Here is a 22,437-nt window from a genome sequence, read left to right on the forward strand (position 1 = left end):
GCCTGTGTAGGATAAAGAAACAAGACTAACGCTGAGGCAAACAAACCGCGTTATTCCCTATTATTTTCGGAGATGATTTAGTTTTGGTCTAAATTCCCAATTATTCAAATAATATAAGAGATTGAATTGGAAATTTATTTTTAGGGGAGCGGTGCAGCGGGAAATAAGTCACGGTATATCTGTGATGCCAGTATGTAAGCGCGAAAATAATATCGTCATACTGTAAATAATAAGCAAAGAAAAGGCCCGACGGTTCCTTCGGGCCAGCGTAAAAACAAGCGAAAAGCGTGACGGAAAACGAAAATTAAACGGCTTCGTTTTCGTCGGTGTAGCGTTTGGCTTTGTAGGCCGGGTGCATCAGGTTCTGGATGGAGAAAATGTCGTCCAGCTGTTCTTCGGTCAGCAGGCCGCGCTCCAGCACCACTTCACGCACGCTCTTACCGGTTTCGGCACAGATTTTCCCAACGATATCGCCGTTGTGGTGGCCGATGAACGGGTTCAGGTAAGTCACGATACCGATAGAGTTGAAGACGTAGGCTTCACACACTTCTTTGTTGGCGGTAATGCCGTCGACACATTTTTCCAGCAGGTTGTAGCAGGCGTTAGACAGAATCTGGATGGATTCGAACATCGCTTGTCCGATAACCGGTTCCATCACGTTCAGCTGTAGCTGACCGGCTTCTGCCGCCATGGTGACGCAGGTATCGTTGCCGATGACTTTGAAGCACACCTGATTGACCACTTCCGGTACGACCGGGTTAACTTTGGCTGGCATGATGGACGAGCCTGCCTGCAGTTCCGGCAGGTTGATTTCGTTCAGGCCAGTGCGCGGACCGGAAGACAGCAGGCGCAGGTCGTTACAGATCTTCGACATTTTAACCGCAACGCGTTTCAGGGCGCTGTGCATCATCACGTAAGCACCGCAGTCGGAGGTCGCTTCGATCAGGTCTTCAGCTGGTACGCAAGGCAGGCCGCTGACTTTTGCCAGATGTTGAACGGCCAGCTTTTGGTACTCATCCGGCGTGTTCAGGCGCGTACCGATGGCAGTTGCGCCAAGGTTCACTTCCAGCAGCAATTCTGCGGTGCGCAGCAGGTTACGGTTTTCTTCTTTCAGCAGTACGTTGAATGCGTGGAATTCCTGACCGAGCGTCATCGGCACGGCGTCCTGCAGCTGGGTACGGCCCATTTTCAGGATGTTTTCGAACTCTTTCGCTTTGCGCTCAAAGCCATCGCTCAACTGGGTAATCGCTTCGACCAGTTTCAGGATGGAGGTGTACACCGCGATACGGAAGCCAGTCGGGTAGGCATCGTTGGTGGACTGGCATTTGTTCAGGTGGTCGTTCGGGTTCAGGTATTGGTATTCACCTTTCTGGTGACCCATCAGTTCCAGACCGATATTCGCCAGCACTTCGTTGGTGTTCATGTTGACTGACGTGCCCGCGCCACCCTGATAGACATCGACAGGGAATTGGTCCAGGCACTTACCGTTATTCAGTACTTCATCACAGGCTTGCAGAATGGTATCGGCAATTTTACGTGGGATGGTTTGCAGTTCTTTATTCGCCAGCGCAGCTGCTTTTTTTACCATTACCATGGCGCGGACAAATTCTGGAATATCGCTGATGGTGCTATTGCTGATATAAAAATTCTCAATCGCACGCAGCGTATGGATACCATAATAGGCATCGGCAGGGACTTCACGGGTACCTAACAGGTCTTCTTCAATACGGATATTCGTTGACATGGTTCTTCTTCCTTTTTCTTGTTCGATGTACATAGCATCGTTTTCAATATTAAGACTATGATCTTTTAGGGTTTGTCTTTCCTGCTTTTTGATTTTCAGGTAACACGAACCCATCACGATTTGTATAAAATCATGACTAAAAAGCGTTCTCGGGGAGACGAACATTGAATTAGCATCGTTAAATGGCTAGTGGTGGATATGTTCCTCCATTATTCTGTCTCCCAATCGTTAATAGTTATACCCGTCATACTTCAAGCCGCATGTGCGTTGGCTACGTTCATTCACCCGAATCACTTACCTGAGTAAGCTCATCGGGATTCTCTCTCTTGCCGCCTTCCTGCAACTCGAATTATTTAGGGTATATCCCTAATAGTTTATTCCGTATTATCTGGGTTGATCTCAACCAGCTTTTCTATTCCGCGGTTCAGCGTTTTCAATTTTGGAATAAATACGGTTTTAATAATGTCATGTGTGACATCACACGCTTCTTCAAAAAACGCGCTGTATTCATCACGGTGCCCGACAATATAAAGCGAGCGCTTGATATTTAGCTGTTCTGGCATATGCGTTAGCACTTCTCTGGAGTGCGCAACGGATTGCAGGAAACTAAGCGGAGTGGTTACCGCCCAACCGATACCAGCCGCCACCATCGACGTTAAGGTATCCGCATTATCAAATTCGAGCATGTTCGGCACGCGGACATCGATGCGGCGCAGGTAGCGCTCAATCTGCATGCCAATCTGCGAGTTCCGGTTAAAGCGCACCAGCGGCAGTGCTGAGGAAAGCTCGCGGATGTCCTCGACCGTTTTGATGCGTTTACGATAATCCGGCGGCGTGATAATGAAATAGCCTTCGGAAAACAGCTGATGACGCACCACGCTATCGCTGTCGATCAACGGGTCGCTGGTGACGATCAAATCCAGCTCGCGCCGCATTAACGCTTCACCCTGCTGCGGGCTAAGCCCAGTACGAATCAGCAATTGCGACGAACTCTTCATCAAACTCTTGGTAAACACCGAACCGCAGGTGATGGCAAACGAATCCACCAGGCCGATACGCAGGTCGGGCTTAATCCCTTTTCCTGCTTCTAGCACCTGTGCCTTGAGGTTCGCGATCTCTTCCGTCAGGATTTCTCCCCGGTTTTTCAACGCAATGCCGTAGGGCGTCAGGACAAAAGGGCGACGAGCCCGGTTAACCAATTTGACGCCGAAATCTTCTTCCAATAACCGGATCGTTTGCGAAATCGCTGAAGGCGTCAGACCTAGCCGCGTGGCGGCTGCCGTCATGCTTCCTGCTTCCGCCATCGTCACAAAAACATAGACGGCGTACATATCGATCGATTTATTGGCGGACACTGTGCGTTTAACCATGTGAGTTTGCCTACGCTGCAAGGTGAATGTCGTCGAAATATGAAGCGTTAGTCTATCTCATCTCGCTGACTACGACCTCGCTAACTGATGTCAGAATAGTCGGCTAACTTCAGAAAAAATACAGGTCGCGTCACTGATTAATTTTTTCTTATTTCTAGCTTTAGCGGATCTGAAGATGACGCGTGAAGAGAGGCTGAACACTGCCTGCCAGAGTGATTCTGCTTTGCTGATGCTATTTCCTCCCCTTGTGTAGGGGAGGGCTGAAGTAGGGTAAAAAACTATAACCCTAAATGTCTTAACGTATTGTTTTTACTGCGTAGTGAGGCAAGTCACGCTACTGGTGTTACTGTTCGAACGTGGCGTTCTGCCTGTTCACACATTTCCAGCAGTGCGGGAATCAGGTGCGCGGTGGCGTTGAGGCACACGCCGAGCTGGCTGAGGCTTTCTTGTGGCAGTTCAACGTCATTTTGCAGTGTGTCGCCGAGGTAGTGCAGGCCGTGGCACAGGCCTTCAACTGATTCGGCGGCAATTGCGCCGAGATCGCAGAGCTGAACGTCATCTAGCTGCGCGAAAGGCAGGCTAGCGATCAGGTCGCGGAAAATAGTGATGGTGCTGTCAGCGGGTGTGGCGTGAGTGTCCGTCATGATTGAATCTTCCATTGCTAGATAGTTATTTCATCACGCCTTCAGGTTCCAAACTAAAGGTGTGACCCAGACAGGGTTGGAACCCGGACCTAGCGACCGGCCAACCTTGCGGTTGCCCTGCCTGAGCCACTGATTAGAGTGTGCACGTAGCCCCTGAAAAAACAAAGCGTTTTCAGTTCTAGATAGTCGGGGTTCCAAGCCCGGTTGCGGATGTTTCCGCAGCACAGAGACTCTATTCCAACGACGAAAAACGTGAAATAGGGTGGATGGATTTACAGTGGAATTACAGTGCGTTTTGGAATGGTGTTCGCAGAAATGGCTGAAAGGCTTGTCGCTGGCAAACCGCGATACACGGGGAAACACAGGGGTGAGGCATCCCTGCGGGAACCTCCCCCTGTGTTTCCCCTAAAATGAGACGACTATGCTGCCTGTGGGGGCGGAAACGTGTTCTGTTTATTGAGCGGTATTTTATGGAACCCATCAGCTCAACACATGATAGCGATAAAGCATTTTCTCAAGGTCCTGTTTCATGCTGACAAAAAGCAGGATCTCGATGACGCGATGCTCTTCATCAACATCATATAAACAGCGAAAATCATCTTCTATCGAGAGGCGTTCACGTAGTGCGATTCCCTTATCAGATAATATTGCGTTGTGTCTGTAGCGGGCAGGATCTTGAGAAATGGCCTGTATGGATGATAAGAACAGGGATTCCGACCACGAGCAGCTTGTTCAATGCCAATATAGTGAGATTTATAAGACTCAGCATCCTGCAAAGACCAGACAGCCGCGGGAGCGACTTTAATGGTGTACGAACTGGCCAAATTGACTCCTTGCTTTACGTTCTCGCTTCACGTAATTTTTGTAGGGCTTCCTCTGCGGACATTCCCTGACCGTTTTTAATTTCTTTCTTGGCCGTCATCACCAGCTTCAAGAGTGCGTTAGATTGTCTTTCTCTTTCTCTCTCCAGCAGTTCTGCTTCCCGTTCCGCCGCTGTTTGCACGAAGAGTTCTGCGGAGCCGTTTTTCGTTACATAAACGCCCCCCTGAAACAGTTCAGGGTTGCCAAGGCCTTCACGGGCCGACTTCTGAGACATTGTGGTCTTCATATCACATACCTTAATTAAAACAATATCTTATTGTGAATTTAGCTATAGGCGATAGACCCCTGCCATGTGGTATAGCGAGCACTTCCATCTTGCTATTGCCCGAGGGTAACAGAGTAATGATATCGTAGCCTACGTGTTAAAGTGTAAATTTATGATAAATTTATACCCGCTTCAACCCCTCCCAGCTCAGCCCAAAACGTGCCAGATATTTACGCAGCCGATCGGCGTCGTTGGGCTTCTGTTTTTGCTGGCGTGAGACGGCGAACAGGCGGCGGCCAGCTTCGGAGAGCGAATTGGCGGTGCGGCAGACATCAAGCACGGTTTCAAGCTGGCGCTGTTCGAAGAGGTCGATGTCGGCGAGTTCAGGCGGCAGCTCGGATAGCGCGGTTGTCGGGGCATCGCTCTGCCAACTGGCCCGCAGGCGAGTGATTTCTTCCTCTGCTAGTGCCACGGTGATGCGCCCTTGTTCCGCCAGTGTCGCCATGCGGGCAATGGAGGAACCGAGTTCGCGGAAGTTTCCGCGCCATGCTGCCTGTGACGAGCTAGCAAAGGCGAGGTAGTGCTGTCGGGCGTCTTTATCGAAGCGGATCTGTGTTTGGTGATCTCGTGTGAAGCGCTGGAGTTCATACTCAATGTTCGGTTCGATATCTTCCCGACGTTCCGCCAGCCCCGGTAGAGGGAAAGTCCACATGTTGATACGGGCGTAGAGATCTTCACGAAATTTGCCCTGTGCGATCCATTCGTGCAGGTTGCGGTGTGTGCCAGCGATCAGCTGGAAATCGCTGCTGACTTCTTTATCTGAGCCAAAGGGTAAAAAGCGTTTTTCTTCGATGGCCTTGAGCAGCATGGCCTGTTCATCCAGCCCGAGTTCGGCAATTTCATCCAGAAATAACATCCCGCCGTCTGCTTCACGTAAGAGTCCGGTTCTGGCCTGCAACGCGCCGGTAAACGCGCCTTTTACGTGGCCGAACAGTGTCGACATCGCGTTGTCGCCGCGCAGCGTGGCGCAGTTAACCGCGACAAATCGACCGCTGACCAGATGGCGGGACTGGCGTAGCTGATAGATACGCTGTGCCAGAAAGGATTTCCCCGCACCGGTTGGGCCGGTTAAGAGCATCGGTGCGGTGGAACGCAGCGCGACGCGTTCAATCTGGTCGATCAGCGCATTGAACGTGGTATTACGCGTCTCGATGCCTGATTTCAGGAACGAGACCGAGCGCTCCTGCTCATGTTGGAAGCGGCTGGTGAGGGTAGCATAGCGGCTGAGATCCAGATCGATTACGGAGTAGATGCCCTGCGGTGCCGGTCGATCCGCCTTCTCCCCCGGTGCGGTTTGCAGCAGCTTGGCGGGCAGGTAGCGGGCTTCGGTCAGCAGGAACCAGCAAATCTGTACGACATGGGTGCCGGTGGTGATGTGAACGAAATACTCTTCGTTTTCGGTATCGAACGGGTAGCGGCTCGCAAAGTCCAGAAAGGCGCTGTAGACCTCTTCCAGATTCCACGGGTCGCGCAGTTCAACGGCCTGAAGCGTGACCCGCGTGGCGGGTGACACCACGGCGATATCCTCTGCCACCTGCTGTGCCATCCCCTCGTTGCGAGACTGGTGCAGCAGTTCCAGACGGTCGACCGGAAAATCTGGCTGCTGGCACAGGCCGACGGTGGGTCGCCATTTCGTCCAGCGATTTTCCCGCTTACCCCGTTTGTCCAGCGTGGTGCCCAACACACCAATGACGACGCGACGCTTCATGCGATACCTTTATATAAATTATTATCCTATGGGATAAATTTATCTGTTCTTTTATTTCATTGCTAGTTCACGCGGTGGGTTTTTTATTTGTTAATTATCAATTAATTATATTTTTATTTTGTTGTTTTCAGAAAGCTGGCACGTCTTTCGCTATATCTCAGGTGAACAATGACAAACAAAGAGAATGAAAAATGGAAGAAATGAAAACGCAGGCTTACGACATGATGTCACCAGCGAATAGTGCGCCGGTAAAAATGTGGACGCAGGGTGTGCCTGTGGAGCCGGAAGCCCGTGACCAACTGTTGAATACGGCCAAAATGCCGTTCATTTTTAAACATCTGGCGGTGATGCCGGATGTGCATCTGGGAAAAGGGTCGACGATTGGTAGCGTGATCCCAACACGTGGCGCGATTATCCCCGCCGCGGTAGGCGTGGATATCGGCTGTGGGATGATCGCGGTGCGTACGTCACTGGTTGCCAGCGACCTGCCGGATAACCTGATGGGGCTGCGTAGCGCGATTGAACAGGCGGTGCCGCACGGACGTAGCGTAACGCGTTCCAAACGTGATGTTGGTTCCTGGCAGAATCCGCCGCAGACGGTGGATGCGCACTGGTCACTGCTGGAACCGCGTTTTAAACGTTTGACGGATAAATATCCGCAGTTGCTGAAAACCAATAACTATCAGCATCTGGGAACGTTAGGGACGGGTAACCACTTTATCGAAATCTGTCTGGATGAAGTGGATCGCGTGTGGGTGATGTTGCATAGCGGGTCGCGTGGTGTAGGGAACGCGATTGGGTCGCTGTTCATCAAGCTGGCGCAGGAAGATATGCAGCAGCACATTGCGAATCTGCCGGACCGTAATCTGGCGTATTTCGAGGAAGGAAGCCTGCACTTTGACGATTACATAGAAGCAGTTGACTGGGCGCAGGATTTTGCCCGTCATAACCGTGAAGTGATGATGTCGCATACGCTGGCGGCGCTGTCCCGTATTGTGACGAAGCCGTTTACCACCCAGCAGGAAGGCGTGAACTGCCACCATAACTACGTGCAGCGTGAAACGCACTTTGGTGAATCGGTGCTGATCACCCGTAAAGGGGCGGTATCGGCGCAGAAAGGCCAGATGGGGATTATTCCGGGGTCGATGGGCGCGAAGAGCTTTATCGTGCGTGGATTGGGGAACGAAGAGAGCTTCTGTTCCTGTAGCCACGGCGCGGGGAGAACCATGAGCCGTACCGCCGCGAAAAAACGCTTCACGGTGGAAGATCAGATTCGCGCGACTGCACACGTCGAATGCAGAAAAGACAGCGACGTTATCGATGAAATTCCGATGGCGTACAAAGATATCGATAAGGTGATGGCGGCACAGTCATCGCTGGTGGAAATTGTGCATACGCTGCGTCAGGTGGTGTGTGTGAAAGGATAAGATCATGATGGAACACGATTATCGCGTCGATGCAGCCATGCGGACGCGGATCAAATTAGTCTTGCAGGATGTAGAAGAGCGCTATCAGGTGAAGGTGCTGTATGCCTGTGAATCCGGTAGTCGTGGCTGGGGATTTTCGTCCCCAGATAGCGATTATGATGTGCGTTTTCTCTACGTGCATCGGCCAGAGTGGTATCTGCGCGTTGAGCCGCAGCGCGATGTGATAGAGCTGCCCATCGACGATGAACTGGACGTTTGCGGTTGGGAATGGCGTAAAGCGCTTGGCCTGCTCAAGCGGGCTAACCCGACGCTGATCGAGTGGCTAGATTCGCCCGTTGTCTATCAGGAGGATCGAGAAACGACGTCCGCTCTACGGGAAGCGGTGCCGACGTGGTTCTCTCCGTCCAAGGCGCGCTGGCACTATCTGTCGATGGCGCGCAAGAACTTTCGTGGTTATCTGCAAGACGAAATGGTGCGCCTCAAAAAGTATTTTTACGTCCTGCGTCCGCTGCTGGCGGTACGCTGGATAGAGGCAGGCAAGGGTATGCCGCCCATGCGTTTTTCGCAGTTGCTTGCAGGAACGGTAGACGACCCATATCTGCTGGCTGAAATCCATCAGTTGCTGGAGATCAAACAGCGTTCGGGTGAGGCGGAATACGGCCCGCGGCGGGAGGCGATCCACGCGTTCATCACGCAAATGCTGAATGATGCTGATAACCCTGCTGTTTTACCAGACAGTCAGTCTGTTGACGATACGATGCTGGATGCACTGCTGTATCGGACGGTGATGGCGTAAGCATTGATATGGAAGCGAAAAAAGAGAAGGTGAGGGATATGGCATCGTACAATTTGCTCCTGCAACAGTTGGAAAAGCTGGTGGCCTCACCAGATAACTATTATCGGCCCGCGCAGGCTGATGCACTGGGTTCAGCGTCACACCTGATAACGCTAACACGCCACTATAACGGGCATATTCGGCAGCGTGCGGTGCTGTGTCTGGGCTTCATGGACGAGCTCTCGGCATTGCCAGCGCTGATTGAACGGGTGAATGATTGGGCTGAACCGGTACGCCGCGCGGCTAAACAGAGTGTGCGACTGCTGTTAACGCCGAATAACACTGCGTTTTTTGTCGCCAATTTGCCTGCTATTTTCTGGCTGTTGCAGTGTCAGCGGGAAGATCATCAGCTGTTGGTGGAGGAGATCGTGAACTTTCTGGCCGAGGAGGCGCACGCGCCGTCGCTATTCGCGGGGTTGTGTTCGGAAGACAAAACCGTCGCCCGATTATCACTGGATATTCTGGCTGAGCGTGAGCGATTCCCGTTGAAGCAGATCTTTGGTCAGGCGATGTTGCATCGCGATCCGTTAGTCAAAGCGAACGCGGCGCGGTATCTGCTCAGTGCGGACAAGGATGTCGGTCACGACGTGTTGACCATTCTGTTGAAAGACACGTTCGCCCCCATCAAGCAGGTGGCGTTGCAGTATGTGATAGACAATGCGTTCCCCGTGCCTGAACCTCAACTGATTGCCTTACTGTTTGATAAGAACGCATTGGTGCGTCAACGTGCCTCAGCGCTGCTGCGCGAACGAAACGACGATCCGGTTGCGCATTATCTTGCGGCACTGGATCGGGCGAGTACCGTTACAGTGCGCAAAATCACGCTCTGGGGGCTGGATGAACATCGCTATGACGGCATTGTGGCGCTGGCGGAGCGCAATCTGGACGAGTGCTATCCCAGCCTTTACTACAGTGCGTTACGCATTCTCATTCTGCGTACCGGTGATGACGCGCGTGAGCGGCTGTTGGCCTCTCTGCGTCACCCCTCGCTGGCTATTGCGAAGGTTGCGCGGAAGCTGTTTTACCAGCAGAAAATTTATCTGTCGCTGTCTGAGCTTCAATGTTGTGTGGACAGTGCGTCTTCCAGAGAACACGCTGAGGTGTACTACTTTCTAGCGCACAAGCTGAATAAATGGGATTGGCTGATTTTCCTGCTGGATAACGCTAAACCAGAGAATACGGCACCAACGCAGGCTAGCGTGGCGAGCTGGGTACAGCGGTTCAACCGTTCTGGCATATTACCGAATACCCGGCAGCAGGCACGTTTACGGACGCTGCTTGATGAAAACCCACACGTCATCTCGCGCGATAGCCCGTATATCGCCCTGTTTTTGTATAGTTGATTTGTCGCTTTTTACCCCCGTCCCAAAAAAATATGCTCACGATGGTATGCCATCTGCGACAGGTTTGGCGGGTAGGTGTCTGGCACGTGGATTTGTTTGCCTTCGTACTGGGCGAAATTGACGTCGATGATGGCGCTTTTCAGCTTTTTGATGCGTGGAGAAAGCAGCATTTCCAGCGAATCATTGAAGCTGATGAGTCCCATATCAAAGGCTTTGTCGTGCAGGTTGGACAGGCAGAGGCCGTTGCTGGGATCGAGGCGATATTCTGCTGCCGTTTTCCACGGTTGAATATGGCTGGCGACCAGTAGCGCGGGTTCTTCCAATCCGGTAACGCAGCAGCGTTCGCCGTAGTTGCTGAGCACGCGTTTGCGGAACAGCTGCTGACCGATGCGCGTTTTTACCTGTGTAAGGCGCTCGCCGCCGTGATAATCAGGGATTTCGCTGTCGTTGGCTTGGAACGGAGAGGGGACTGTTGTCGCTTCCACCACTCCTGCTTCGAGCGATACCATCGCTTGTTGGCACTGCTGTTCAAATAACTCGGGGTTGCTGTCCATCTCCTGCCATAGCGCGCGGTCAGCGTTGGATGCGCCACGCAAGCCAGTACGACCGGAATCGATAATAAATGGATCGAGGCTAGCCAGGTTGACTAGCTTCATCGCCAGTGCAGAAGGTGTGCGATTAATTAACTCGGCGTAGCGAATGATGTCGGGGTTACGCGAATGTAGCCTGCCAAACGGTAGCTGACTGTACAGGGTGAAGGCGATCAGTAGCTGATCTCGCGTCCAATGGTTGGTGGCAGCCATGCGTGTGTCGTCCGTTCGTTAGCGCATTCGGTTAGTGATAGCGCTAACTATGCCAGGTCAGTTGATAAAATGCATGTGCTTGCCTCCGGCTGGATAATTGGTGCGGGCTGCGCTAACGTTCTGACAGCCTTCCTATCATGATGCGAGAGACTATGTCCCGTTCTTCCATTCCCTTGTTTCGTCCCCTGTGCGCCTTGGCTCTGCTGGTGCTCGCGGGCTGTGCCAGCAAGACTGCGACGACGCCGGAATCGCGGCCTGCGGATGTTCGTGCTCAGCTACTCAAGCTGTTACCAGACAACGTGAAAGATCGTCAGGGCTGGGCGACCGATATCGCCACAGCGTTCACCACGCAGGGACTCGATCCCAGTCATGAAAACCTGTGTTCGGTACTGGCCGTCACCGAGCAGGAATCGACGTTTAATGCCGATCCGCAGGTGCCGAATTTGTCGAAAATCGCCTGGCAGGAGATCGACCGCCGCGCGGAGCAGGTTCATGTTCCGGCATTTCTGGTGCGTACCGCACTGCTCATCAAATCCCCTAACGGAAAAAGCTACAGCGAGCGGCTTGATAAGGTACGCACAGAAAAAGAGCTTAGCGCGATCTTTGATGATTTTATCGACATGGTGCCGATGGGGCAGACGCTGTTCGGTCGGCTGAATCCGGTGCATACCGGCGGGCCGATGCAGGTGAGCATCGCGTTTGCGGAAGCTAACGCGAAGGGCTATCCGTATACCGTGGACGGCACGATTCGTCAGGCGGTGTTTAGCCGTCGTGGTGGGATGTACTTTGGCATCAAACACCTGCTGGGCTATCCGGCGAATTATCCGCAGTCTATATACCGATTCGCGGATTTTAATGCAGGGTGGTATGCCAGCCGAAATGCAGCGTTCCAGCGTGCCGTGAGCCGTCTGACAGGGATCAAGCTGGCGCTGGACGGTGATTTAATCAACTACGGTTCGGATAAAGCCAGCGCTACGGAACAGGCTGTTCGCGCATTGGGGAAACGGTTGGAGATGAGTGACAGCGCCATTCGTCGTGCGTTGGAGAAAGGCAATAGCCTCGATTTTGAAGACACCAACCTGTATGAGCGTGTCTTTGCGCTGGCGGATAAATCGGGTACGAAGGCGCCACGCGCCATCCTGCCGGGCATCACGCTGGAAAGTCCGAAAATCACCCGTAAACTCACCACGGCGTGGTTTGCCAATCGGGTCGACGAGCGTCGGCAGCGGTGTTTGGCAAGGGCTAAATAGGCAACGCCCTCGACCGAGGGCGTTGCTGTCATGTGCGGCGATTAGTGTGTCAAACCGGCCACTGGCTGAGTTTGATGCCGCGTTCTTGCGCATTCTCGCGGAAATCTTCCAGCATCGTGCGGACATCAGGGTCGATGTAGTCGGCATTGTCGTGTTCGACAATCACGACGCTGTTGGCGGGGATCTTGTTGAGCAAGCCTTGCAGGCGCGGGTTGTGCACAAACGTCAGGTTCTGCTGAAAGCTCAGGACAAAGTGATCGCCGTAGCGTGTGAGCTGCATTGCGTTGCGGTGGCTTTTGTAAATGCTGAAGGCCAACTGGGTCACGATGCCAATCCCGATGCCTGCCAGCATCCCAAACACGATGATCCCGACAACGGTCGCGGCGAAAGGTACGAACTGTTGTAAACCCTGACGCCACAGCAGCAGGAACTGTTGCGGAGAAGCCAGCTTATAGCCGGTATACAGCAACACGGCTGCCAGACTGGCAAGCGGGATGACGTTGAGCAAGTCGGTCATGAACAGGCCGCACAGGAGCAGCAGCACGCCGTGCAGCAGGATGGAAAATTTGGTCCGCGCGCCAGCGTTGACGTTCACGGAGCTGCGCACGATCACGGCAGTGATTGGCAATCCGCCCAGAAAACCGCTGAGCATGTTCCCGATACCTTGCGCACGCATCTCTTTATCCGGCGAAGGCGCAGGGTGCTGCGGGCGAATTTTCTTCAGCGCTTCCTGACTTAACAACGTTTCCAGGCTAGCCACCAGCGCTAAGGTCACCGCGACGACATAAACCGCTGGGTTCTTCCACGCCTGCCAGTCAGGACGTGTCATCTCCCCCATCAGTTGTTCCAGACTGCCAAATTCCGGCAGGACAATACGCGGCAGGTTGTCGACCATCTCGGTAGACAGGCGCTCGCCGTAGACGGTAAAGAGTCCACCAAAGAGCACGGCGACCAGCGGGCCGGGAAGCCAGCTAAAGGCGCTGATTTTCTGCACGGGCTTGGTGGTCCAGAGCCAAAGAATCGCCAGCCCGACCAGACAGACAGTCAGCGCGCTGGCGGAGAATCCAGGTTCGGAGGCGTCGAAGAGCGATTTCAGGTCGTCCTCACCGTTCGAGCCGAAGGCGAGCGGGATTTGCTGAATAATCAGCAGGATGCCGATAGCAGACAGCATGCCTTTAATCACGGTGCCGGGGATAAGCGTAATAAAACGCCCAGCGCGCAGCAGGCCCATAATGCATTGCAGCACGCCTGCGAGCATGATCGCCAATAGCAATGCCGAAAACGATCCCAGGCTGGCGATAGAGCCGGAGACGATAGTAACCAGACCAGCGGCAGGGCCGCTGACGGCGTAGCGAGATGGACTGAACAGGGTGACGACGATACCGCCGACGACGCCGGTCAGCAGACCGACAAAAGGAGGAAGACCACTGGCCTGCGCGATACCGAGGCTCAGTGGCAGGGCAACAAGGAAGACGACGAGCCCCGCGGGGATATCATGTCGGAGTGTGCTCAGATTCATGGGGATGCCTCCTGTTTCTGGGCGTGACGGTGGATGAGTTCTTTCAGGTGACCGCTATGCAGGTCGTAGACACAGCCGAAAACATCAAGCTCGACGCCATTTCGCCAGGCTTTTTGCACCGGTTCACAGGCGATCAGGTGGGCGAACTGTGCCAGCACGTTGGCTTCCACCAGTTGATTCTGTCGCGTGCTTTCATCGGCATCGCTATCTTGCGAGGCGGCAATATGCGGCGAAAGCGCCTGACGAAGATCCGTGATGCGGCGGGAAAGGGCGGAATCTTCCTGAGCGAGTCCCATTTCGGGCAGGTTCACCGCCGCCTGAACACCGCCACAGCCATAGTGGCCGCAGAGTACGATGCGGGAAACATGCAGGTATTCGAGGGCATATTGCAGCACGCTCATGAAATTATCGTCGTCTGCCACCACCATATTCGCGATGTTGCGGTGAACAAAAAGCTCGCCGGGAGCGGAACCCGTCAGCACTTCGGCAGGGACACGACTGTCTGAACAGCCGATCCAGAGTGAGTGGGGCGTCTGGCCCTGCGTGTGCTTTCTGAAATAGTGGGGATGGCGTTGGCGACGCAACGTAGCCCAACTGCGGTTTTTGGCTAATAGGGGTTTTAATGTCGTCAAATTAAACACTCTCTTTAGAAAACACAGGGGTATTTCCCGCCCAGTTGGGAAGGGAAACGGGATCATTAATTATTAGCCTTCACTTAATTAAGTTAGGCATAATTAAATTTAGTTCTGGTGTTTTCTAAATCGTGATGCTTATTGAGACTTTTCTTATATTTTCATTTGTTATTTATATAAATAAGCTATTTTTAATTCCTTTTAAAACAATAATTTATGATTGATATCCTTATGATAAGAAAAAGCTATTTTACTTAACCTTCTTTGAGGTTAGGTATTTAATGTTGCATTGATATTGCAATTTATATCCTTGTCGTCAGGCCTGTTTGTATAAAGTAATGCATTACCGATATCCAGTTTAATTAGTTAATTAAAGTGACGAGGGTACCAATTATAATTACGTTTGGAAATATAAAATATATTTTATCCAAATTAACCCAATATAAAGTGTGGAAATAAATAGAGGGAGCGATGAGGATAATACGGAATATATATACCCTAAATAATTCGAGTTTCAGGAAGACGGCAAGAGAGTGAATCCCGATGAGCTTACTCAGGTAAGTGATTCGGGTGAGTGAACGCAGCCAACGCACATGCAACTCGAAGTATGACGGGTATCGTCTAAATAATGAGATGGAGCCGGGCTATCGCCCGGCTAAGAGAGCAGAAAGCGTTACTGCCGGTCTATGCTTTACCTTGCTAACAGCGCTTGCCGCAAAGTCTGCTGCGGTGCGTTGTCCTCAACCTTGAAGCGGCTGACCAGCGATTCCATTTCAATCGCCTGTTCATCCAGTAACTGGCTGGCAACGGAAGCCTGAGAAACCAGCGTCGCATTCTGCTGCGTGACCATTTCTAACTGGCTGAGCGCTTCGTTAATTTGTGCGATGCCCAGCGATTGCTCATCGGCGGCGACCGCGATTTCATTTACCAAATCGCGCACTTTACGAGTGCCAGTGACGATATCGTTAATTCCCCGGTTCGATTGGTTCACCAGCTTCGTCCCTTCGCTGACGCTGGCAATGCTGTCGGCGATGAGCGCGCGGATTTTGCCCGCTTCGTCTGCACTGCGCTGCGACAGCTGACGCACTTCTGCTGCGACGACAGAGAACCCGCGGCCATGCTGTCCTGCTCGTGCGGCTTCAACTGCCGCGTTCAGCGCCAGCAGGTTGGTCTGAAAGGCAATGGCATCAATGGCGGACACTACGGCGTTCACGCGCTGGCTGGCGTCCTGAATTCTTTCCATCGCACCGCTGGCCGATTCGGTAATGGTGCCGACACGGTGAGCCTGATCGTCTACCTCTGTCGTCAACTGGCGTGCCTGTCCGGCAAAGTCAGCGGTTTGTTTTACCGTAACGGTAATCTCCTCCATGCTGCTGGCGGTTTGCACCAGCGAAGCGGATTGCTCTTCGGTACGCTGCGCCAGATCCTGATTGCCGTTGGCGATCTCGCTGCTGGCTTGTCCGATCGTCTGCGAGCTGCGCTTAATACTCACCACCATATCGGCGATATTTTCCAGTGAGGCGTTATACGCCTGATTCAGTTGCGACAGTTCGTCGGTTCCCGGCACGCGCAGGCGACGGGTAAGATCCCCGCCCATCTCGCGAATGGTCGTCAGTGTTTGTTGAAGCTGTTCGTTGATGCTGCGCATGACCATGGAAGCAAGGCCGAGCGCCATGAGCAGAGAAACCAGCGCACCGGCCAGATAGCTAATCCATGACTGGCGTGCCTTGGCGGCTAAGGTATTCACCTGTGCCGTCAGGTCGTTGGTGGCGAGCTGTTCAACCTTTTTCAACTCATCGATTTTTGCCGTTTGTTGGTTAAACCACTGGGTAGCATCGATATCAAAATTGCCGCCAGGAGAGGTAATGGCCTTATTACGCATCTGAAGTGCGCTCTGTGCAGAAGGATTGCTGAGGGCCTGTTCAAAAGCCCTGCGCAGCTCGGGATTGGCGAACATGTTATAGGCCGTGGTGTAGGCATCTCCCCGGCCAACCATCTGGTTCAGACGTTCGAACATACCAGTAGCAAAGCTGTTGGCAGAGAACGCGTTGGAGAGCACGGCGCGTTCAAGCCCAGCCTGCTCTTTGACGTTCAGCAGGTTGTAATAGGCCGCCAGCCGCTGGGCGATACCGCCATCGCTGACCAGATGGGCCATATCCCCGACGATATTCAGCAGATTGCTGACCGAGTCGGAATAGTAGCCAATGGCTTGGGCGACGGGTATCGATATGCTATCGACACTGCGGCGATGTTCCCCAAGCTGTTGTGTTTTCTGCGTGATGCGACCGAGTTCTTCGCTGACGGCATCCCCAAGTTCGGCGCGACTCAGGTTTGCGGCGGTTTGCTCAAGCACCTGCTGTGCCCGATCGGTGGCTTGCCGCTGCGTGGTGAGCTCTGGGCCAAAATTTTTCCCCTGACTGCCAAAATAGCCCGCGCTCAAGCCGCGCTCACGCTGTAACTGGTGAGCGTACTCGCCTGCATCGCGCGCCAGCGTGATGAGTTTCTCCATACGGATCATTTCATTTTCTGTATTGCGGCGTTCCATCACGCCGGAAAAACTGAACCAGAGGAGTGCGAGGATAGGCGGGAGAAGGGCAAGAATGAACTTACTACGGATCGAGATGTGATGAAGGGATTTCATAGGTGTGCTCCATAGCCTGCAAGTAGTCCGTTCCTGACATGTGCAGTTTGCAAAAGTAGACAGGGGTTTATTTTAGTTTCGGCCTAATAAGGGAATGGTTTAGCGTTGATCCCCTCATTCCCTTAAAAAAGCTATGTCTATTTTTATTACCACTACGTGGTATGAAATATAATCCTTATTATTTAATTGATTATGTTATTTTTTCTCTTTTTTTTACAATGATATTGTTAACTTGTAATACATCCAAAGTGGTATGTATTTTTGCCACTGTATCGGTATTTTTACAGTCTAAATTACGGTAAGCAGCATCGTGACGTTAATCAGTGAAATCAGGGTAAGAAAGAAGACAACGATCCTGAATGCATGGCGAGAAGGTTTCATAGAGGCTCCTGATTTGGCGGGCAACAGCGCACCCGCCGTGAAGGGATAAAGAAGGGATCAGAACCATTGGCCGAAGCGGCGAATATAGGCGCGTTTGACCAGTTGAGCGACGGTGCAGTAGCCAATCAGCGTGGCGGCCAGCCACGGGAAATATTCCCACGGCAGCGGCTGCAAACCGACCAGCGGCCCCAGCGGGGAGAACGGCAGATAGATACCCAGCGCCATCACCAGACCGGTCATCAGCATCACCGGCAGTGCCGCTGTACTCTGAATGAACGGGATCTTCTGGGTACGCAGCATGTGCACTACCAGCGTTTGTGACAGCAACCCCTCAACGAACCAGCCTGACTGAAACAGGGCCTGATGCTCTACGCTGTTGGCGGCAAACACAAACCACATCAGTGCGTAGGTGGTGATGTCAAAAATCGATGACGTCGGCCCGATACACAGCATGAAGCGACCGATATTTTTGGCATCCCATTTACGCGGTTTACGCAGGAACTCCTTATCCATTTTGTCCCACGGCAACGACAGCTGAGAGATGTCGTACATCAGGTTCTGAATCAGCAGGTGGATCGCCAGCATCGGCAGGAACGGAATAAAGGCGCTGGCGACCAGCACGGAAAACACGTTACCGAAGTTGGAACTGGCGGTCATGTTCAGGTATTTGATGATATTACCGAACGTCTCGCGCCCTTTGATGATCCCTTCTTCCAGCACCATCAGGTTCTTTTCCAGCAGAATGATATCGGCTGATTCTTTGGCAATATCTGTACCCGTATCGACAGAAATCCCGATATCGGCATCGCGCAGGGCGGGGGCATCGTTGATACCGTCGCCCAAAAAACCGACCGTATGACTATTGCCTTGCAGCGCTTTCAGCACGCGGGATTTTTGTAGCGGCGTCAGTCGGGCAAAAATGGTGCGCTGTTCTACCAGAACGCCGAGTTGTTCATCGCTGAGCGCATCGATAGCGTTGCCTTCCAGCACCTCGCCCGGTTCCAGCCCGACATCGCGGCAGATCTTGCTGGTAATAATCGCGTTATCGCCCGTCAGGACTTTAACCGTCACGCCATTTTCATGCAGGGCGCGAATGGCAGCAGAAGCACTTTCCTTTGGTGGATCGAGGAACGTCAGCAGACCGCAAATTGTCAGGTCACGTTCATCCGCGGCGCTCAGCGGCAGCGTGCTGCCCACCGGACTCAGTTCACGGGTGCCGATCATCAGCACGCGGAACCCTTGCTGGTTGTAGCTTTCCGCCAGCGCTTTTAGCGTGCTGCGGCGCTCGTCGCCCAGTTCATACCGCTGCCCGTTTTCACTCACGTGCGTGGCGACCGCCAGCATTTCTTCTACCGCGCCTTTGCAAATCAGGCGTTGCTGGTTGTGTTCATCGGCAACGATGATGGATAGACGACGGCGAATAAAATCAAACGGCAGCTCATCGATTTTGCGATAGCGACCCAGTGCGGCGATGGCAGGATTATGACGACCAAAATGCATGATGGCCTGATCCATCAGGTTTTTCATGCCGCTCTGGTGCGCGCTGTTGAGCCAGGCGAGCTGGAGTACGTTCGCATCGACCTGACCCTGCGTATTCAGGTGATGTTCAAGGATGATGCGATCCTGCGTTAGCGTGCCAGTTTTGTCGGTGCACAGGACGTCCATCGCTCCAAAGTTCTGAATCGCGTTCAGGCGTTTGACCACCACTTTACGCCGCGCCATGGCAATCGCGCCTTTTGCCAGATTGGAAGAGACAATCATCGGCAGCATTTCCGGCGTCAGGCCGACGGCGACCGCCAGTGCAAACAGGCTAGCCTCCATCCAGTCGCCTTTGGTGAAGCCGTTAATCAGCAGTACGACAGGCACCATTACAATCATAAAGCGGATCAGCAGCCAGCTTACGCTGTTCACGCCGCGATCGAAGGCGGTTTGGGAACGGGTGCCGACAATCGATTTTGCCAGCGCTCCAAAGTAGGTGTGGCTACCCGTCGCCACGACGATGGCCGTTGCCGTGCCGCTGGAAATGTTGGTTCCCATCAGGCAAATGTTGGAGAGTGCCAGTAGATCGCTTTCGCCGCCGCAGCTTGCGGGCTGACAGCCTTTGGCGCTGATATCGCTGAATACGTCATATTTTTCGATCGGCAGCGACTCACCGGTCAGGACGGCTTGACTGACGAACAGATCGCGAGATTCCACCAGTCGAACATCCGCTGGCACCATATCGCCAGCGGAGAGCGTCAGAATATCGCCGGGAACCAACTGCTGAAGCGGAATTTCCTGCATGACGGCGGTGGCGCTGGTGTGAGGGCGGCGCAGCACGGTGGCCGTTGTCCGCACCATCGATTTCAGTGCTTCGGCGGCTTTATTGGTCCGAAACTCCTGCCAGAAGCGCAGCAGGCCGCTCAGGCTCACCATCACCAGAATGATGAGCACGCCAGTGAGCGATGTCTCTTCGTTATGGCGCAGCGGTAGCCAGTAGTCGGTGAAAAAACTGATAGCGGCCAGCGCCATCAGTACGTAAATAAACGGGTTATTAAACGCGGCGGCCAATTGCACCAGCGCGTGCGGCGCTTTCTCATGGGCGACGCGGTTTTCGCCATAGGTTTGCTGGCGCTCAATGACGTCATCATGGCTTAAGCCGTGCAGATGGGTATTCAGGTTAGCCAGTGTTTGATCGAGGCTGTTTTGTGCCTCGCGGGCAATCGCAAAGGTGGCCGTGGGTGTCTTACGGGCGCGGCGATACCCCGTTTGCGTGATCATATCGGTCATGATGCTGCTCTCTTAATGTTGCCTGTCCGCCGCGCACGGGCGCGCATCCCGGATAAAGGGACGTAAAGCGGAAAAAAATGAAGGTATTAAGGGAGGTAAACGGCGCAGACGGAGAGAACAGAGAGGTCGAGGAAGAAGACGGTCCTTATTCTAACGGATGCGGTTTACCGGGCCATCGAGGGTGCTCGTCCATGTTGTCTCCTTATCGCCGTGCGGCGAGATGTAAAAATAGTCGTCAGCTGACGAAGCAGATTGCGTAGAAAACGGGTACGTAAAAACACAGCACGTAGTGTAGTGGTGCAACGATAACCCCGTTTGCCTAAACCGGACGTCAACGTTTTTTCATGAATCAAACAGGGCGAGCCAGCAGGCGTCGCTGCGCGTATTGTGTCGTTATAGCGGTGAGGCTTGGAAGGGCCGTTATCAGAAGCAATAGTTATCAGAAAAAACAGTGCTCAGAAATAGGGGACTGCCCCGCCGAGTCGCTGGCGGGGCAGAGGAGCATTAATGAATTCTCAGCGTGTGGTCCTGATTAACTTTGAAGAAACGAACCGCATCACGCAACTGCGCACCCTGTTCCGTCATGGCGTGTGCCGCCGTGGCGGATTCTTCAACCAGCGCGGCGTTTTGCTGAGTGACCCGATCCATTTGTTCTACCGCCAGGCTGATTTCTTTGATACCGATATGCTGCTCGTTGGAGGCCTGAGAAATCTCCGCCACGATATCCGTGACTTTTTTCACCGACTGCACAATTTCCGACATCGCCTGGCTGGCTTTGTCTGCCCGCGCGGAGCCGTCGGTAATCTTCTCGACGGTGCCTTCGATCAGCGTTTTGATCTCTTTGGCGGCGTTGGCGCTCTTCTGTGCCAGCGTCCGGACTTCGCCTGCTACAACGGCAAAGCCTTTCCCTTCGCTGCCTGCTCTGGCAGCTTCTACCGCCGCGTTCAGTGCAAGGATATTGGTCTGGAAGGCAATGCCTTCGATCACGGCGATAATATCGACGATCTTCTGTGAACTGTCGGAGATCTCATGCATACGCTTGAGCATGTCGTCTACGATAAGCCCGCCCTGAGAGGCCGTTTCCGAGGTTTGCTGCGCCAACTGGCTCGCTTCCTTGGCGTTATCTGCATTCTGGCGCACGGTGTGAGTCAACTGCTGCATATTAGCCGATGCCTGAATCAGCGAAGCCGCCTGCTCTTCAGTACGCTGCGACAGGTCGCTGTTGCCCTGAGCAATCTCGTTGGACGCCAGCGAGATGGATTCACTGCCGCTCATGATGGTGTGCACGATGCTCATCAACTGCTGGTTCATGTAGTGGATTGAGGCCAGCAGGCTGCTGTTGTCCCCTTGGCGCAGCTGGATTTGCGCCGTCAGATTACCGGAGGCAATCTCAGTCATGATTTCTTGGGCGTAATGTGGGTCGCCGCCGAGCTGGCGTGAAATATTACGTGAGATAACGGTCGCGATAATTGCGGTTGCCAGCAGGGCGAGCAGCAGCAATCCCCAAACATAGTACTGGGAGGTCCGGTAAGTTGAATCGGCACTGACGACGATATTTTTTGCCGTCGCCAATTCCATATCCACCAGCTTAGCCAGATCTTTCATCAGCTGACTACGATACTTGGAAGAGCTTGCGCCGCTGATTTTACTCGCTTCTGCCAGATCGCCCCGATTGACGGTATCAACCAGCGTGGAATTGACTGAGTTAAAGCCGGAGAAGTTTTCGCCAATCACCTTAATCAGCGCTTTTTTATCCTCGCTGTTAGCAATGGCTTGGTAGTTCTTAAACGCGGTAAGGAAGGCATCGGCGTTTTGCAGTAATTCTTTGCGATGGCCTTCGCGCTCTTCTGGGGTTTTGGAATCGATATATTGTATTTGCTGCAAACGCGTTTCAGACAACGAGCCGCGCATTTCCAGGCTATATCGCACGCCGGGTAGGCTGCTGCTGCTTAATTCATCAATGCGACTATTATTAACGCTAAGTTGGAGTAGTGAAACCACACCTAATAACAACATCATCGCTATCAGGACCGAAAAACCGAGCAATAATTTGGAGAACACTGTGAGCTGAGAAAATTTCATCGTTATTCTTATTGATTATAGAGAAGGTAGTAGTGATAACGGCAAATAAAATAAGATCTTTATAATACGTAATTCGATAAAGAGAGGTTGGTGAATAAACGGCATTTAATAATAATCAGACTCGTCATGGCGAGACTAAATT

The 22,437-nt window shown here is 52.9% G+C and carries 15 protein-coding genes; 4 read left to right on the plus strand and 11 right to left on the minus strand.

The features are described 5' to 3' along the window. Positions 1 to 304: 304 nt before the first annotated feature. The 5 genes from aspA to rtcR all read right to left on the minus strand — a co-directional run bounded on the left by aspA (position 305) and on the right by rtcR (position 6,613). Complete coding sequence (gene aspA, locus BJJ97_RS07500) at positions 305 to 1,744, minus strand: aspartate ammonia-lyase (protein ID WP_010298348.1); 1,440 nt, start codon at positions 1,742 to 1,744, stop codon at positions 305 to 307. Positions 1,745 to 2,118: 374 nt separating this feature from the next. Continuing rightward, entirely contained in the window at positions 2,119 to 3,114 is a 996-nt protein-coding gene (locus BJJ97_RS07505; protein WP_039470483.1) for a LysR family transcriptional regulator, read from the minus strand. Positions 3,115 to 3,443: 329 nt separating this feature from the next. Beyond that, entirely contained in the window at positions 3,444 to 3,758 is a 315-nt protein-coding gene (locus tag BJJ97_RS07510; RefSeq protein WP_095993530.1) for a hypothetical protein, read from the minus strand. An 838-nt stretch (positions 3,759 to 4,596) separates the two neighbouring features. After that, positions 4,597 to 4,866 carry a hypothetical protein gene (locus tag BJJ97_RS07520; RefSeq protein WP_039462890.1) on the minus strand — a complete coding sequence of 90 codons (270 nt, stop codon included), beginning with the start codon at positions 4,864 to 4,866 and terminating at the stop codon, positions 4,597 to 4,599. A 160-nt stretch (positions 4,867 to 5,026) separates the two neighbouring features. Then, positions 5,027 to 6,613 (minus strand): RNA repair transcriptional activator RtcR, encoded by a 1,587-nt coding sequence (gene rtcR, locus BJJ97_RS07525; RefSeq protein WP_095993531.1) that lies wholly within the window; start codon positions 6,611 to 6,613, stop codon positions 5,027 to 5,029. Positions 6,614 to 6,804: 191 nt separating this feature from the next. On the opposite strand from rtcR, the gene BJJ97_RS07530 reads away from it, so the two are divergent. The 3 genes from BJJ97_RS07530 to BJJ97_RS07540 are packed head-to-tail and all read left to right on the plus strand — an operon-like array spanning position 6,805 to position 10,218. Then, positions 6,805 to 8,040, plus strand: coding sequence for an RtcB family protein (locus tag BJJ97_RS07530; protein ID WP_095993532.1), 1,236 nt, complete (start codon positions 6,805 to 6,807; stop codon positions 8,038 to 8,040). Positions 8,041 to 8,044: 4 nt separating this feature from the next. Beyond that, positions 8,045 to 8,836: a nucleotidyltransferase domain-containing protein gene (locus BJJ97_RS07535; RefSeq protein ID WP_095993533.1), complete on the plus strand. Its 792-nt coding sequence runs from the start codon at positions 8,045 to 8,047 to the stop codon at positions 8,834 to 8,836. Positions 8,837 to 8,874: 38 nt separating this feature from the next. Next, on the plus strand, positions 8,875 to 10,218 hold the full coding sequence (locus BJJ97_RS07540) for a HEAT repeat domain-containing protein (protein ID WP_095993534.1): 1,344 nt from the start codon (positions 8,875 to 8,877) through the stop codon (positions 10,216 to 10,218). An 11-nt stretch (positions 10,219 to 10,229) separates the two neighbouring features. Here the strand turns inward: BJJ97_RS07540 and BJJ97_RS07545 are convergent, their stop codons facing one another. After that, positions 10,230 to 11,021, minus strand: a complete 792-nt coding sequence (locus tag BJJ97_RS07545; protein ID WP_095993535.1) for an HNH endonuclease — start codon at positions 11,019 to 11,021, stop codon at positions 10,230 to 10,232. Positions 11,022 to 11,173: 152 nt separating this feature from the next. On the opposite strand from BJJ97_RS07545, the gene BJJ97_RS07550 reads away from it, so the two are divergent. Continuing rightward, a complete protein-coding gene (locus BJJ97_RS07550; RefSeq protein ID WP_095993536.1) occupies positions 11,174 to 12,271 on the plus strand; it encodes a DUF1615 domain-containing protein in 1,098 nt (365 codons plus the stop codon). 49 nt (positions 12,272 to 12,320) lie between these two features. Here the strand turns inward: BJJ97_RS07550 and BJJ97_RS07555 are convergent, their stop codons facing one another. The 5 genes from BJJ97_RS07555 to BJJ97_RS07580 all read right to left on the minus strand — a co-directional run bounded on the left by BJJ97_RS07555 (position 12,321) and on the right by BJJ97_RS07580 (position 22,295). Then, positions 12,321 to 13,790, minus strand: a complete 1,470-nt coding sequence (locus tag BJJ97_RS07555; protein WP_095993537.1) for a SulP family inorganic anion transporter — start codon at positions 13,788 to 13,790, stop codon at positions 12,321 to 12,323. Beyond that, complete coding sequence (locus BJJ97_RS07560) at positions 13,787 to 14,422, minus strand: carbonic anhydrase (RefSeq protein ID WP_010285276.1); 636 nt, start codon at positions 14,420 to 14,422, stop codon at positions 13,787 to 13,789. The genes BJJ97_RS07555 and BJJ97_RS07560 overlap by 4 nt, the downstream gene beginning before the upstream one ends. 691 nt (positions 14,423 to 15,113) lie before the next feature. Then, positions 15,114 to 17,063 (minus strand): methyl-accepting chemotaxis protein, encoded by a 1,950-nt coding sequence (locus BJJ97_RS07570; protein WP_095993539.1) that lies wholly within the window; start codon positions 17,061 to 17,063, stop codon positions 15,114 to 15,116. 438 nt (positions 17,064 to 17,501) lie between these two features. Further along, positions 17,502 to 20,213, minus strand: coding sequence for a magnesium-translocating P-type ATPase (gene mgtA / locus BJJ97_RS07575; RefSeq protein ID WP_095993540.1), 2,712 nt, complete (start codon positions 20,211 to 20,213; stop codon positions 17,502 to 17,504). A 504-nt stretch (positions 20,214 to 20,717) separates the two neighbouring features. Next, on the minus strand, positions 20,718 to 22,295 hold the full coding sequence (locus tag BJJ97_RS07580; protein WP_095993541.1) for a methyl-accepting chemotaxis protein: 1,578 nt from the start codon (positions 22,293 to 22,295) through the stop codon (positions 20,718 to 20,720). Positions 22,296 to 22,437 lie beyond the last annotated feature (142 nt).

This window comes from Pectobacterium polaris, assembly GCF_002307355.1.
GTDB classification, from domain to species: Bacteria; Pseudomonadota; Gammaproteobacteria; order Enterobacterales; family Enterobacteriaceae; genus Pectobacterium; species Pectobacterium polare.